A 15,816-nucleotide genomic window follows, 5' to 3' on the forward strand; every position below is an offset into this window, starting at 1 on the left:
TCCCGATGCCTTGAGGGCAGGGCGCCCCGCTCGAGTGATTTTCGAATTTGCGGCCGGAGGCGACCGGCACGCGAGGAGAAGACGATGAACCAAGAAATTATGAATCTCTTTAACCCGACGACGCCGGCTCAGGTCTTCGACCAGATCCGGATCTCGATCGCGTCCCCGGAGAAGATTCTGTCCTGGTCCTACGGCGAGATCAAGAAGCCGGAGACCATCAACTACCGTACCTTCAAGCCCGAGCGCGACGGCCTGTTCTGCGCCCGCATCTTCGGGCCGATCAAGGATTACGAGTGCTTGTGCGGCAAGTACAAGCGCATGAAGTACAAGGGCATCATCTGCGAGAAGTGTTCGGTCGAGGTCACGCTGTCGCGCGTCCGGCGCGAGCGCATGGGCCATATCGAGCTCGCGGCCCCGGTCGCCCACATCTGGTTCCTGAAGTCGCTGCCGTCGCGCATCGGCCTGCTGCTCGATATGACGCTGAAGGATCTCGAGCGGATCCTTTACTTTGAATATTACGTCGTGCTTGAGCCCGGCCTCACCGCGCTGAAGGACCGTCAGTTGCTGTCGGAAGACGAGTATCTGAAGGCGCAGGACGAGTACGGCCAGGACTCCTTCACCGCCATGATCGGCGCGGAAGCGATCCGCGAGCTGCTCAAGGGCATGGACCTCGAGAAGCTCGAGCTGACCTTGCGCGCGGAGATGCAGGAGACGGACTCCGACATCAAGCACAAGAAGCTCGCCAAGCGCCTGAAGATCGTCGAGGCGTTCCGCCACTCCGGCAATAAGCCGGAATGGATGATCCTGACCGTCGTCCCCGTGATCCCGCCGGACCTGCGTCCGCTGGTGCCGCTGGACGGCGGCCGCTTCGCGACCTCGGATCTCAACGACCTCTACCGCCGCGTCATCAACCGCAACAACCGCCTGAAGCGGCTGATGGAGCTGCGTGCGCCCGACATCATCATCCGCAACGAGAAGCGCATGCTTCAGGAAGCGGTCGATGCGCTGTTCGACAACGGCCGCCGCGGCCGCGTCATCACGGGTGCCAACAAGCGCCCGCTGAAGTCGCTCGCCGACATGCTGAAGGGCAAGCAAGGCCGCTTCCGCCAGAACCTGCTCGGCAAGCGCGTCGACTATTCGGGCCGTTCGGTGATCGTGGTCGGTCCCGAGCTGCGCCTGCATCAGTGCGGCCTGCCGAAGAAGATGGCGCTCGAGCTGTTCAAGCCGTTCATCTATTCGCGGCTTGACGCCAAAGGCCTGTCCACCACCGTCAAGCAGGCGAAGAAGCTGGTCGAGAAGGAGCGGCCCGAGGTCTGGGACATCCTGGACGAGGTGATCCGCGAGCATCCGGTGCTGCTCAACCGCGCGCCGACGCTGCATCGTCTGGGCATCCAGGCGTTCGAGCCGGTGCTGATCGAGGGCAAGGCGATTCAGCTTCACCCGCTGGTCTGCTCCGCGTTCAACGCCGACTTCGACGGCGACCAGATGGCCGTGCACGTTCCGCTGTCGCTGGAAGCGCAGCTGGAAGCGCGCGTGCTGATGATGTCGACCAATAACATCCTGCATCCGGCGAACGGCCAGCCGATCATCGTGCCGTCGCAGGACATCGTGCTCGGTCTCTACTACGTCTCGATCATGCGCGAAGGCCTGCCCGGCGAGGGCAAGCTGTTCGGCGACATGGCCGAGCTCGAGCACGCCCTGCACGCGAAAGTCATCCACCTCCACACCAAGATCAAGTACCGGTGGGAAGGCATGGACGAGACCGGCAAGATCTCCAAGCGCTGGATCGAGACCACCGCCGGCCGCGTCATGCTCGGCAATTTGCTGCCGAGGAACCCGCGCATCTCGTACGAGATCATCAACAAGCTGATGACCAAGCGCGAGATCTCGGGCGTCATCGACCAGGTCTACCGTCACTGCGGCCAGAAGGAGACTGTGATCTTCTGCGACCGCATCATGGCGCTCGGCTTCTACAATGCGTTCAAGGCCGGCATCTCGTTCGGCAAGGACGATATGGTCGTGCCGCACAGCAAGTGGAAGATCGTCGACACCACCCGTACGCTGGCGAAGGATTTCGAGCAGCAGTACAACGACGGTCTGATCACCCATGGCGAGAAGTACAACAAGGTCGTCGACGCCTGGTCGAGGGCGACCGAAGAAATCGCCAAGGCGATGATGAAGGAGATCTCCTCGACCAAGAAGACGGCGAGCGGGGCGGATGCCGACATCAACTCGATCTACATGATGGCTCACTCCGGTGCCCGCGGTTCGCCGGCCCAGATGCGCCAGCTCGCCGGCATGCGCGGCCTGATGGCCAAGCCGTCGGGTGAGATCATCGAGACGCCGATCATCTCGAACTTCAAGGAAGGCCTCTCGGTTCTCGAGTACTTCAACTCGACCCACGGCGCCCGCAAGGGCCTCGCGGACACCGCGTTGAAGACCGCGAACTCCGGCTATCTGACCCGACGTCTGGTCGACGTCGCGCAGGACTGCATCATCACGCAGAGTGACTGCGGCACCAAGCTCGGCATCAAGATGCGCGCCATCGTCGACGCCGGCACCGTGGTCGCCTCGCTCGGTTCGCGCATTCTCGGACGCACGGCCTGCGAAGACATCCGTGACAGCTCCGGCAAGGTGATCATCAAGCGCGATACGCTGATGGAAGAGAGCCATCTGGACGCCATCCAGCAGGGTGGTGTGCAGGAGGTGAAGATCCGCTCGGCGCTGACCTGCGAACTCGTCAACGGCATTTGCGGCATGTGCTACGGCCGCGACCTCGCCCGCGGCACGCCGGTCAACCACGGTGAAGCCGTCGGCGTCATCGCGGCGCAGTCCATCGGCGAGCCGGGCACCCAGCTCACCATGCGCACCTTCCACATCGGCGGTGCGGCGCAGCTCAACGAGCAGTCCTTCGTCGAAGCCAACTTCGACGGCAAGATCGTGATCAGGAACAAGGCCATCGCCCGCAACAGCGAAGGTCACCTGGTCGCGATGGTGCGCAACATGGTGGTGGCGATCGTCGATACCGACGGCACCGAGCGTGCGACGCACCGTATCCAGTACGGCGCGCGCCTGCACGTCGACGAGGGCGACACGGTCAAGCGTGGCCAGCGTATCGTCGAGTGGGATCCCTATACGCGTCCGCTTCTCACCGAGGTCGAAGGAACCATCGGCTTCGAGGATCTGGTCGAAGGGCAGTCCATCTCGGAAACGCTGGACGAAGCGACCGGTATCGCCAAGCGCGTGGTCATCGACTGGCGCTCGATGCGCGGCGGCGGAGACCTGCGTCCGGCCATCGTGGTCAAGGGCAAGGACGGCAAGGTGCTCAAGCTCGCCCGTGGCGGCGATGCCCGCTACATGCTTTCGGTGGACGGCATTCTGTCGGTCGACATCGGAGCCAAGGTCCAGGCCGGCGACATCCTCGCCCGTGTCTCGACCGAAAGCGCCAAGACGCGCGACATCACCGGCGGTCTGCCGCGGGTGGCGGAGCTGTTCGAGGCACGGCGTCCGAAGGATGCGGCGATCATCGCCGAAATCGCGGGCACCATCCGGTTCGGGCGCGACTACAAGAACAAGCGCCGCATCTCGATCGAGCCGATGGACAAGACGGATGAGGCGCGCGAATACCTGATCCCGAAGGGCAAGCACATCCACCTTCAGGACGGCGACATCGTCGAAAAGGGCGACTTCATCGTGGAAGGCAACCCGGCGCCGCACGACATCCTGGCGGTCAAGGGCATCGAGGAGCTCGCGGCCTATCTGGTCAACGAGATCCAGGAAGTCTACCGGCTTCAGGGCGTGCTCATCAACGACAAGCACATCGAGGTGATTGTCCGTCAGATGCTCCAGAAGGTGGAAGTCACCGACCAGGGCGATACGGACATGATCTCGGGCGAGCAGGTCGACAAGATCGAGTTCGACGCGCTCAACGAGAAGGCCAAAGAAGAGGGCAAGAAGATCGCCACGGGAACGCCGGTTCTGCTCGGCATCACCAAGGCGAGCTTGCAGACCCGTTCCTTCTTCTCGGCGGCCTCGTTCCAGGAGACCACCCGCGTCCTCACGGAAGCGGCGGTCAACGGCAAAGTCGATCCGCTCGAAGGCCTCAAGGAGAACGTCATCGTCGGCCGGTTGATCCCGGCAGGCACCGGCGCCTCCATGGCCAAGATCCGCGAAGTCGCAGTGAAGCGCGACAAGATGATTCTCGACGAGCGCGAGAAGCAGGCGGCCGTCGTGTCGCCCGCGCCGGAAGCGGAGCTTCCCGCGCTGCCGCCCGCGGAATGATGGTTCATCCGTAGGAATACCGAGGACAGTGAAAAGGCCGGCGCAAGCCGGCCTTTTTGCTGCTTTGTTTGCCTGTTGCGATGCGGAATCAACCTTTGTTCATCTTCCCTTCAGTCAGAAAAGCGCTTCTGCTAGGGCAACTTAGACCGGTGGTCCCGTGACGGGGGCAGGGCCGGAGACCACGGAACTGACATGCTTGATCTCGCAATCGTAGGCGGCGGCCCCGGCGGGCTGATGAGCGCCTGGTATCTGAAGCGTAAGCTCGGCGACCTCTGCCGCATCACTATCTACGAAGCCTCCGATCGGCTCGGCGGCAAGATCGTCACGCGCAAATTCGATTCCGCGCCGGCGATGTACGAGGCCGGCGTCGCGGAGATCTACGATTACTCGATGACCGGACCGGATCCACTGCGTGAGCTGATTCAGCATTTCGGCTTGCAGACGATTCCGATGGACGCCGAGCAGGTGCAGTTTGGCGGCGAGCTTCTCAACGACGTCGCCGGCATGCGCCGCAAATATGGCGTCAAGACCGCGGCGGCGATCGAGTCGTTCCGCGAGCGCTGCGCCGAGAAGATGTCGCCGATCGAATATTACGAGGGCATCGGCGCCCACGACAACGAGAATCCATGGGCCTACAAGACCGCCGAGCAGGTGCTCGACGAAGAGGTCGAGGACGAAACGGCAAAACGTTTCTTCAAGGTGATGGCGCGCTCTGATATCGCCACCGAGAGCCACAACACCAACGGCCTCAACGCGCTCAAGAACTATCTGATGGATGTCGACGGCTATATCGGCCTCTATTCCATCCAGAATGGCAACGAGCAACTGATCGAATGCCTCCAGTCGGAGGTCAACGCCGACATCCAGCTCAATCACCGCGTGCTCACCGTCGGCAAGGCGCCGACCGGGCGTTATCAGCTGAAGATGATGAACGGCAAGGGACCGGAGACGCGCGACTTCGATCTCGTGCTGGTTTGCCTGCCGCATTCCTGGCTCGGCACTGTGGGCTGGGAAGGCGAGCAGCTGCGCAAGTCGATGGTCAAGCACGTCTCCTATTTCGACCGTCCCGCGCATTATCTGCGGGTCTCGATCCTGTTCGATAGTCCGTTCTGGGGTGACCAGATTTCCGGCGCCTGGTTCATGTCGGAAGCCTTCGGCGGCTGCTGCGTCTACAACGAAGGCGCGCGTCACGATGTCGGCAAGCACGGCGTCCTGAACTGGCTCATTCCCGGTTCCGATGCGCTGGCGTTCGCCAATCTGTCGGACCAGGAGCTGATCGACGCCGCGCTGAAATCGCTGCCGGCCTCGCTCGGCGATGCGCGTGCGCATTTCTTGGAAGGCAAGATTCACCGCTGGCTATCGTCGGTGAACGCAGTTCCGGGCGGTCTGCCCGTGCGCGACGTCATGACCAATCACCGGCCCGAGCCGAAGGAGCACCCCGGCATCGTCGTGGTCGGCGACTATCTGTTCGACTCTACGCTGAACGGTCTGCTCGACTCCTCGGATGCGGCGACCGACATCATCCTGACCGAGACGATGCGGCTGCGCCGCGAGCACGGCCAGGACGGCAAACCGATCTCGGACAAGATCGATCGCGACTATTTCGAGAACTATCGTGGCGTCGGTCCTTACAGCGAGGCGTGGAGTCACTTCACCGATCCCGACTATCTCGCAAAGCTGATCGGCATCGTCTGGGGCAAGGCGAAGGGCGCCAAGCTCCTGGTCGCGGGCTCCGCCAGCGGCGAGCTGGTCGGTGCGCTGCGCGAGCGCGGCATCGATGCCTGGGGCATCGAGAACAACCGCGCGATCCACGCCAAAACGCCGCAGGCGCTGAAGAAGTACAACAAGCTGGGATCGATCCTGGACATGCCGTTCAATGACGGCGCGTTCGACATCGTATTCGAGACAAGCCTCTGCCACGTCGCCCCGAAGCAGGTGGTCCGCGCAATCCGCGAGTTGAACCGTGTGGTCAAGACCGGCCTCGTGTTCGGCTCGATCACCTCGGACATGGCGTCAATCGTGATCGACCGCTACGACCTGTTGCGCGGCGTCAGGAAGCTCGGCACCTGGTGGGAATGGTCCGAACTGTTCTTCGGCAACGGCTTCGATCTGTCGATGCACCGCAAGGACTGCACTGATGCGCTCTGGGCAGCGACGCTCGCCGCGAACAAGGGGCCAGGCCAGTGGTATGCCGACGCCGACAGCCTGCGTTATTCCTTCTTCGACAAGATCGCGGACGAAGACGACGACTAGCCTCACGATGAATTCGCCAATTGTTTTGCCGAATTCATCCTGATCGCATAGAATCGGCGCAAATGGCGGCGTTCCGCTATTTCCCTGCTTTCTCTGCGGTCATGCCGGCCGTCAGCATCGGTTGGTTTCATGGCGTCCAAGCCTCTCTCTCCCGACAAACAGAAGCTCGCCGCGCAAGAGGCGGCCGAGCTCGACGATAAGCTCGCCGCGGGTGCCGAGCCCGAGCTGGACGACAATGAGGAGGACGAAGACGAGGACGACGACGAGCTTGAGCTCGACGACGATGATGACGAAGACCTCGTCGTCTTTACCGCACGCGAAGCCGCGGGCGCGCTCGCGACCATCTGGGGTTTCGTCAAACCCTTTCTCACGAACTACAAGCGGACATTGTCGTACGTGGCGTTCGGCGTTCTGGTCGAGACGCTGTTCAACGTCATCATGCCGCTCAGCCTCAAATTCCTGATCGACGACGCGCTCGGCGAGGAGGATTTCCAGGCGCTGTACAAGATCCTCGGCGTGCTCGCGGCCGCCGGCATCTTCACCTCGATCGTCGCGGTCTGGTACGAGCGCTGGGATGCCCGGTTGGCGGCCTGCGTCATCTCCGACGTCCGCAAGCGCCTGTTCGAGCACGTCCAGGACCTGCCGGCGGCCTATTTCGGCCGCACCAAGCGCGGCGAGATCCTGTCGCGCTTCTCGGTCGACCTCTCGGCCTTCGAAGGCTCGGTCAAGACCTTCGCCAACAGCGCCGCGCTGCCGTTCCTGGAATTGATCGCCGGCATCATCCTGATGTTTTTCTTGAACTGGCAGCTCGCGGTGGTCGCGCTCCTGGTGTTTCCGATCACCCTGATCGGCCCGCGCATCCTGACGCCGAAGGCGGTACAGGCCAATTACGAGCAGAAGCTCAACGAAAGCGCGCTGCTCGGCATGGTGCAGGAGAACGTGGCGGCGCAGGCCGTGATCAAGGCGTTCAGCCTGCAACGCAAGATGTTCGGCTTCTTCACCTTCCGCAACGACGAGACGCGCAACAGGATTGCCTCCGCCGGGTTCCTGTCGACGATGGTGGAACGGACGGTCACCATCTCGGTGCTGCTGTTGCACCTCGTCGTGCTAGCGATCGGCGCGTATCTCGCGACCAAGGGGCAGATCACCATCGGCACCTTCGTCACCTTCGAGAGCGCGTTCTGGGAGGTTTCCTACAACATCGCCCACGTGATGCACTTCATCCCGGTCTCGATCTCCTCGGCCGCCGCGATCCGCCACATGCAGGAGTTGCTCGACGAGCCCACGCGCGGCGCCGATCGCCCCGGCGCGCCCGATCTGCCGCGCATTACCCACGACATCACTTTCGATCATGTGACATTCCAGTACGAGGGCGGCCAGACGCCGGTACTGGACAATCTCAGTCTCAAGCTCAACGCGGGAAAGCGCATCGCCGTCGTCGGCCCCTCCGGCTCCGGCAAGAGCACGCTGCTCAATCTGATCCTGCGGCTCTACGTGCCTGACGAAGGCCGCGTCACCATCGACGGTGTCGACGTCCGCAAGGTGACGCTGGATTCGCTGCGGCGGAGCATGGCGGTGGTGTTCCAGGAGAACATGCTGTTCAACATGTCGATCCGCGAGAACATCCGGCTCGGCAAGGAGGGGGCCACCGACGAGGAGGTGGAGGAGGCGGCCAAGAAGGCCGAGATCCATCGCTACATCATGAGCCTGCGGCAGCGCTACGACACTTTGGTCGGCGAGCGCGGCGACACTCTGTCGGGCGGCCAGCGCCAGCGCATCGCGATCGCCCGCGCGATCATCCGCAATCCGTCCGTGCTGCTGCTCGATGAAGCGACCTCGGCGCTCGACCAGACCACGGAGGCTGCGATCAACCGCACGTTGCTGAAGGTCGCCAAGGGCCGCACCATGATCTGGTCGACCCACCGCCTGACCTCGGTGGTCGAGATGGACGAGATCATCGTGATCTCAGGGGGCAGGGCGATCGAGCGCGGCTCGCATGCCGAGCTGCTCGCCAGGAATGGCACCTATCGCAAGCTGTGGAACGACCAGATCCATCAGCCGCACGGCATGGCCGCTCAGGCGGACGACGACAGCGACGATGACGACGAGGATGAAGAAGACGATATCGAGGACGATGAGGACGAGGACGAGGAGGAGTGACCGAGGAAGTTCGGCGCCAGATGGACCCCTCCGCCAAGCCGTCGCATCAATCCTTGGGTCGACCAGGCGATGAAGCGCGCCCAGCGCTGCGCCGTCCAGTAGGGGCTTGTCGCGATCGAGACTGAGCGGAAGTCGAACGCCTTCGCCGCCGACCATTCATCGCAGGCCCGCTTGACCGGATCGCCGTAGAATGCGGCGATCTTGCCCGCATCCATCCCGTCGGATGCCAGCCATTGCGGGATGTGGACGTTGCAGAGCCGTTCGACGTCGGTGAAGACCTTGTCGCAGCCGGTGCCGGCGACCGGGCAGGAGGTTGCGAAGGCATCGCCCGCCAGCACCACGCCGGGCTGATGGCTGGCATCGTTCACGTAGAGATCGACCGGGCGAATCTTCAGCTCGCCCGGAATGTCGAACGGGCCGGTGATGCGTTTCAACCGGGGCAGGGCGGTGTCCAGCGTCGCTGCCGGTGCGCGGCGCAGCTCGCGCAGCCAGGGATCATCGAAGCCGCGATACACGAACAGATTGGCGCGCATCCGCTTGCCGATCGGAAACAGCGAAATGTAGGGGATACGGTCGCTCGGCCGCTCCGAGAAATAGGTCAGCGCCGGGAAGTCGAACGCATTCTGCCCGGCCGGCACCACGTCGAACCCGATCGAGATCGAATGGCAGGCGCTGACGATGTTGCGCCTGATGCCAAGCTGGTGGCGCAGGCCGACGTTCAGACCGTTGGCGAGCACGACCAGACGGGCCGAGACGGTCTCGTCGTTGGCGAGCGTGATTCTCTGCCGCTCGGGACTGGTCTCGACCGACACCGCCTTGGTCCAGATCCGTTCGACAGGCTCCGGAATCTCGTCGCGAATCGCGTTGACCAGGGAATCATAGAGGATGTTGAACTGCCGGCTCGGCGCCTTGTCGAGAAGGTGGCCGAACCGTGCGATCCAGTTCTCGCCGGAGAAAGTCGCGCGGCGCAGCACTGATTCTGCGATTCCCGTCCTTTGGAATCGCTCAACCTGCCCGTGACCGCTGAGCTTTTCGACGCGAAAATCGGCCGGATAGAATTCATGAGGGTCGATTAGCACGGCCGGGATGCCAGCCCGGCCTAGCATTGCGGCGGCGGTTGAGCCGGCAAGTCCCCCACCGATAATGGCAATGTCGATGTACCGCATGGGCGCTAATCTCCGCCGAAGGGGCAGATTGACGCATCAACAGGAAAAAAAGCCTTAGCACTGGTTATAAAAGTATATTTCTTCCGGGTATAATTCAGCTCCGGGGCTGGCGGAACCAGCAGTCAGCCCTCATATCAAGCAGGCGCGGCGAGAGAGCGAACAGGCTTTTTCTCCAGGCGCGATAAGAGCTTTCTGACGGTCATTTCGCCTTGACTTGATCGATTCTCGCTTATAGAAAGCGCCTCACTTGACGACAGGCGGTGAGCATAGCCAACGTCGGAACGGGCCACCCGTTGATCCCTAGGGATCGCTAAAAGGCGGGCACCAACCTCGACCAATGCCGCTCAAACGCTGTCGATAATAGCTAGGCAATGCCAGTGCGATTTTAGGTCTCATGAGCTCGTTCTCTTGAGGTCGAATTCGGATGCATGACCTCGGTGCGCGGGCTGCAGCTTCACGCTGATCGGCTCAACTACTGCGGTCCTCTGTGGCGTCGAAACGCTTTCCGCTCAGTGATGATGCGGTTGGCGCAATTTCGCTTGGTGCGGATTATTCCGCGGACCCGCAAGGGTACCGCGGCAGAACAAAGGGTAAGGCCAGGATGCCGACGATCAACCAGCTGATCGCACAGCCGCGGGAAGTGCAGAAGTCGCGCAAGAAGGTGCCGGCGCTGCAGCAGTCGCCGCAGAAGCGTGGTGTTTGCACGCGCGTCTACACCACGACCCCGAAGAAGCCGAACTCCGCGCTTCGTAAGGTCGCCAAGGTGCGTCTGACCAATGGTTTCGAGGTGATCGGCTACATTCCGGGTGAAGGCCATAACCTCCAGGAGCACTCGGTGGTCATGATCCGCGGCGGCCGCGTCAAGGACTTGCCCGGCGTGCGCTACCACATCCTCCGCGGCGTTCTGGATACCCAGGGCGTCAAGAACCGTAAGCAGCGTCGTTCGAAGTACGGCGCGAAGCGTCCGAAGTAAGCGGGAACCAGCTCAATGTCTCGTCGCCACTCAGCGGAAAAGCGCGAAGTCCTTCCCGATCCGAAGTTCGGGAACATCATCGTCACGAAGTTCATGAACTCGGTGATGTACGCCGGCAAGAAGTCGGTCGCCGAAGGCATCGTTTACGGTGCGTTCGGCCTCATCGAATCCAAGACCAAGCAGAGCCCACTCGGCGTGTTCGAGCAGGCACTCGAGAACGTCATGCCGACGATCGAAGTGCGCTCCCGCCGCGTCGGTGGCGCGACCTACCAGGTCCCGGTTGAGGTTCGCTCGGTCCGCCGTCAGGCGCTGGGTATCCGCTGGCTGATTTCGGCCGCGCGCGAGCGCAACGAGAAGACGATGACCGAGCGGCTCTCCGCGGAGCTCCTGGATGCATCGAACAACCGTGGAAACGCCGTCAAGAAGCGCGAAGACGTGCACCGGATGGCGGAAGCCAACCGCGCCTTCTCGCACTATCGCTGGTAACGGCGAAACACGGAATCTAAGGAACAGCCCATGCCTCGCGTTCATGCCATAGAGAATTACCGCAATTTCGGTATCATGGCGCATATCGATGCCGGCAAGACCACGACGACCGAGCGCATCCTTTATTATACCGGCAAGAGCCACAAGATCGGCGAAGTGCACGAAGGTGCCGCGACGATGGATTGGATGGAGCAGGAGCAGGAGCGTGGCATCACGATCACCTCGGCTGCCACCACCGCGTTCTGGGCCGGCAAGCGCCTGAACATCATCGACACTCCCGGCCACGTCGACTTCACCATTGAAGTCGAGCGTTCGCTGCGCGTGCTCGACGGCGCCGTCTGCGTGCTCGACTCGAACCAGGGCGTCGAGCCCCAGACCGAGACCGTCTGGCGCCAGGGCGACAAGTACAAGGTTCCGCGGATCGTCTTCGCCAACAAGATGGACAAGACCGGCGCCGACTTCTTCAAGTGCCTGGCCGACATCGTCGACCGCCTCGGCGCCAAGCCGATCGCGATCCAGCTGCCGATCGGCGCCGAGAACAACTTCAAGGGTCTCGTCGACCTCGTGAAGATGCAGGGCATCATCTGGAACGATGAGTCGCTCGGCGCGAAGTTCGACTATGTCGACATTCCGGAAGATATGGTCGACCAGGCCAAGGAATACCGCGAGAAGATGGTGGAAGCCGCCGTCGAGCTCGACGACGATGCGCTTGCCGCGTTCCTCGACGGTAACGAGCCGGACGAAGCCACGCTGAAGCGGCTGATCCGCAAGGCGGTGCTGACCGGCGCGTTCTATCCCGTGCTGTGCGGTTCGGCCTTCAAGAACAAGGGCGTGCAGCCGCTGCTCGACGCCGTCGTCGACTATCTGCCGTCGCCGGTCGACGTGCCCGCGATCAAGGGCACCGACGATCGCGGCAACGAGGTCGTGCGCAAGGCTGACGACAAGGAGCCGCTCGCGCTGCTCGCGTTCAAGATCATGGACGACCCGTTCGTCGGCACCATCACCTTCTGCCGCATCTACTCTGGCGTTCTCCAGAGCGGCACGGGCGTCGTGAACTCGACGCGCGAGAAGAAGGAGCGCATCGGGCGCATGCTGTTGATGCATGCGAACAACCGCGAAGACATCAAGGAAGCCTATGCCGGCGACATCGTCGCGCTGGCCGGCCTGAAGGAAGCGCGCACCGGTGACACGCTGTGCGATCCCGACAAGCAGGTGATCCTGGAGAAGATGGAATTCCCCGAACCGGTCATCGAGATCGCGATCGAGCCGAAGTCCAAGGCCGACCAGGAAAAGCTGGGCGTCGCGCTGGCGAAGCTCGCTGCGGAGGATCCGTCCTTCCGCGTGTCGACCGACCAGGAGTCCGGCCAGACCATCCTCAAGGGCATGGGCGAACTCCACCTCGACATCAAGGTCGACATTCTGCGCCGTACCTACAAGGTCGACGCCAACATCGGCGCGCCGCAGGTGGCGTTCCGTGAGCGCGTGACCAAGAAGGCCGAGGTCAAGTACACCCACAAGAAGCAGACCGGTGGTACCGGTCAGTTCGCCGAAGTGTCGATCATCGTCGAGCCGAACGAGCCCGGCAAGGGCTACGAGTTCGAATCGAAGATCGTCGGCGGCGCGGTGCCGAAGGAATATATCCCCGGCGTCGAAAAGGGCCTCAACAGCGTGATGGGCGCGGGCGTGGTCGCGGGCTTTCCCGTGGTCGACGTCAAGGTTTCGCTGGTCGACGGCAAGTATCACGACGTCGACTCGTCGGCGCTCGCCTTCGAAATCGCTTCGCGCGCTGCATTCCGCGAAGCCCTGCAGAAGGGCAAGTCCGTCCTGCTCGAGCCGATCATGAAGGTCGAAGTGGTGACCCCGGAAGACTATACCGGCTCGGTCATCGGCGACCTGAATTCCCGGCGCGGTCAGATCCAGGGGCAGGACATGCGCGGCAACGCCAACGTCATCAACGCGATGGTGCCGCTCATGAACATGTTCGGGTACGTGAATAACCTGCGCTCGATGAGCCAGGGTCGCGCGACCTTCACCATGCAATTCGACCACTACGCAGAAGCGCCGGCGAACGTGTCGGCAGAAGTCCAAAAGAAGTTTGCCTGATTATCGTCGGTCTCAAGCTGACGATTGAACGGAGAGTCAAATGGCCAAAGCAAAGTTTGAACGTAACAAACCGCACTGCAACATCGGCACCATCGGTCACGTCGACCATGGCAAGACGTCGTTGACGGCTGCGATCACCAAGATCCTCGCCGAGACCGGCGGTGCGACGTTCACGGCGTACGACCAGATCGACAAGGCGCCGGAAGAGAAGGCGCGCGGCATCACGATCTCGACCGCACACGTCGAGTACGAGACCAAGAACCGCCACTACGCCCACGTCGACTGCCCCGGCCACGCCGACTACGTGAAGAACATGATCACCGGCGCCGCCCAGATGGACGGTGCGATCCTGGTCGTGTCGGCCGCTGACGGCCCGATGCCGCAGACCCGCGAGCACATCCTGCTCGCCCGCCAGGTCGGCGTTCCCGCGCTCGTCGTGTTCCTCAACAAGTGCGACATGGTCGACGATCCGGAACTGCTCGAGCTCGTCGAGCTCGAAGTCCGCGAGCTGCTCTCGAAGTACGAATTTCCGGGCGACAAGATTCCGATCATCAAGGGTTCGGCGCTCGCCGCTCTCGAAGATTCCGACAAGAAGCTCGGCCACGACGCCATCCTCGAGCTGATGAAGAACGTCGACGAGTACATCCCGCAGCCGGAGCGTCCGATCGACCAGCCGTTCCTGATGCCGGTTGAAGACGTGTTCTCGATCTCGGGCCGCGGCACCGTCGTCACCGGCCGTGTCGAGCGCGGTATCGTCAAGGTCGGCGAGGAAATCGAGATCGTCGGTCTGCGTGCGACGCAGAAGACCACGGTCACCGGCGTCGAAATGTTCCGCAAGCTGCTCGACCAGGGCCAGGCCGGCGACAACATCGGCGCGCTGCTCCGCGGCACCAAGCGCGAGGACGTCGAGCGCGGTCAGGTTCTGGCCAAGCCGGGTTCGGTCAAGCCGCACACCAAGTTCAAGGCTGAGGCTTACATCCTCACCAAGGAAGAGGGCGGTCGCCACACCCCGTTCTTCACCAACTACCGTCCGCAGTTCTACTTCCGCACCACCGACGTGACCGGTGTCGTGCACCTGCCGGAAGGTACCGAGATGGTGATGCCGGGCGACAACATCGCGATGGAAGTGCACCTGATCGTGCCGATCGCGATGGAAGAGAAGCTCCGCTTCGCGATCCGCGAAGGCGGCCGTACCGTCGGCGCCGGCGTCGTCGCCTCGATCATCGAGTAATTACGAGAATAGGGATCGGCGAGTAGCGGATGGTGACATTCGCTATTCGCTATTCGCCACCCCACTGAAGAGAGACCACGGCAATGAACGGCCAAAATATTCGTATCCGTCTCAAGGCGTTCGACCATCGTATCCTCGATACGTCGACCCGCGAGATCGTGAACACGGCGAAGCGCACCGGTGCGCAGGTTCGCGGACCCATTCCGCTGCCCACCCGCATCGAGAAGTTCACCGTCAACCGTTCGCCGCACGTCGACAAGAAGAGCCGCGAACAGTTCGAGATGCGCACCCACAAGCGCCTGCTCGACATCGTCGATCCGACCCCGCAGACCGTCGATGCTTTGATGAAGCTCGACCTGGCCGCCGGTGTCGACGTCGAGATCAAGCTCTAAGATTTTTGGATCACGTTCGCGATTAGCGGACAGAAAGAACAGGAAGCACGCCGATGCGCTCCGGAGTGATCGCACAAAAGGTCGGGATGACGCGGGTCTTTACAGAGGCCGGCGAACATATCCCCGTGACCGTGCTGAAGCTCGGCAATTGCCAGGTCTTAGGCCACCGCACCGAAGAGAAGAACGGTTACGTCGCGCTCCAGCTTGGTTCTGGCAGCCGCAAGACCGTGTACATGCCCAAGGCGGAGCGCGGCCAGTTCGCGGTCGCCAAGGTCGAGCCGAAGCGGCAGGTCGAGGAATTCCGCGTCTCCGCGGATGCCATGATCCCCGTCGGCGCCGAGATCCTCGCCGATCATTTCGTCGTCGGCCAGTTCGTCGACGTCACCGGCACCTCGGTCGGTAAGGGCTTCGCCGGCGGTATGAAGCGCTGGAACTTCGGCGGTCTGCGCGCCACGCACGGTGTGTCGGTTTCGCACCGTTCGATCGGTTCGACCGGTGGTCGTCAGGACCCTGGCAAGACCTGGAAGAACAAGAAGATGCCCGGCCATATGGGTGTCGACCGCATCACCACGCTCAACCTCCGCGTTGTTCAGCTCGATGTCGAGCGTGGCCTGATTCTCGTCGAGGGCGCCGTTCCCGGCTCCAAGGGCGGTTGGATCCGTGTGCGCGATGCCGTCAAGAAGCCGCTGCCGAAGGAAGCTCCGAAGCCCGGCAAGTTCAAGGTTGCGGGCGGCGAAGCCGAGGCTGCGGCCCAGCAAGAGGGTGCGTGAG

10 protein-coding genes are annotated in these 15,816 nt (G+C 62.4%); 9 read left to right on the forward strand and 1 reads right to left on the reverse strand.

Features of this window, described 5'->3' with window-relative positions; genetic code table 11:
• The first annotated feature begins 84 nt into the window (after positions 1-84).
• The 3 genes from rpoC to JJE66_RS37430 all read left to right on the forward strand — a co-directional run bounded on the left by rpoC (position 85) and on the right by JJE66_RS37430 (position 8,694).
• Complete coding sequence (gene rpoC / locus JJE66_RS37420; protein ID WP_200520803.1) at positions 85-4,281, forward strand: DNA-directed RNA polymerase subunit beta'; 4,197 nt, start codon at positions 85-87, stop codon at positions 4,279-4,281.
• Positions 4,282-4,473: 192 nt separating this feature from the next.
• Positions 4,474-6,534: an FAD-dependent oxidoreductase gene (locus JJE66_RS37425; protein WP_200520804.1), complete on the forward strand. Its 2,061-nt coding sequence runs from the start codon at positions 4,474-4,476 to the stop codon at positions 6,532-6,534.
• A 129-nt stretch (positions 6,535-6,663) separates the two neighbouring features.
• A complete protein-coding gene (locus JJE66_RS37430; RefSeq protein ID WP_200520805.1) occupies positions 6,664-8,694 on the forward strand; it encodes an ABC transporter ATP-binding protein in 2,031 nt (676 codons plus the stop codon).
• Here JJE66_RS37430 and JJE66_RS37435 read toward each other — a convergent pair.
• Positions 8,610-9,860 (reverse strand): NAD(P)/FAD-dependent oxidoreductase, encoded by a 1,251-nt coding sequence (locus tag JJE66_RS37435; protein ID WP_200520806.1) that lies wholly within the window; start codon positions 9,858-9,860, stop codon positions 8,610-8,612. The two genes, JJE66_RS37430 and JJE66_RS37435, sit on opposite strands and share 85 nt — an antisense overlap.
• Before the next feature lie 601 nt (positions 9,861-10,461).
• Here JJE66_RS37435 and rpsL point away from each other — a divergent pair.
• The 6 genes from rpsL to rplC all read left to right on the forward strand — a co-directional run bounded on the left by rpsL (position 10,462) and on the right by rplC (position 15,815).
• Entirely contained in the window at positions 10,462-10,833 is a 372-nt protein-coding gene (gene rpsL, locus JJE66_RS37440) for a 30S ribosomal protein S12 (RefSeq protein ID WP_007603006.1), read from the forward strand.
• A 15-nt stretch (positions 10,834-10,848) separates the two neighbouring features.
• Entirely contained in the window at positions 10,849-11,319 is a 471-nt protein-coding gene (rpsG, locus tag JJE66_RS37445; RefSeq protein WP_200520807.1) for a 30S ribosomal protein S7, read from the forward strand.
• A gap of 30 nt (positions 11,320-11,349) precedes the next feature.
• Positions 11,350-13,422, forward strand: a complete 2,073-nt coding sequence (fusA, locus tag JJE66_RS37450; RefSeq protein ID WP_200520808.1) for an elongation factor G — start codon at positions 11,350-11,352, stop codon at positions 13,420-13,422.
• A gap of 40 nt (positions 13,423-13,462) precedes the next feature.
• Entirely contained in the window at positions 13,463-14,653 is a 1,191-nt protein-coding gene (gene tuf, locus JJE66_RS37455; protein ID WP_129268061.1) for an elongation factor Tu, read from the forward strand.
• Positions 14,654-14,736: 83 nt separating this feature from the next.
• Complete coding sequence (gene rpsJ, locus JJE66_RS37460) at positions 14,737-15,045, forward strand: 30S ribosomal protein S10 (protein WP_002712302.1); 309 nt, start codon at positions 14,737-14,739, stop codon at positions 15,043-15,045.
• 53 nt (positions 15,046-15,098) lie between these two features.
• Positions 15,099-15,815 carry a 50S ribosomal protein L3 gene (rplC, locus tag JJE66_RS37465; protein ID WP_200520809.1) on the forward strand — a complete coding sequence of 239 codons (717 nt, stop codon included), beginning with the start codon at positions 15,099-15,101 and terminating at the stop codon, positions 15,813-15,815.
• Position 15,816: the final 1 nt, after the last annotated feature.

The organism is Bradyrhizobium diazoefficiens (genome assembly GCF_016612535.1).
Lineage (GTDB): Bacteria > Pseudomonadota > Alphaproteobacteria > Rhizobiales > Xanthobacteraceae > Bradyrhizobium > Bradyrhizobium diazoefficiens_C.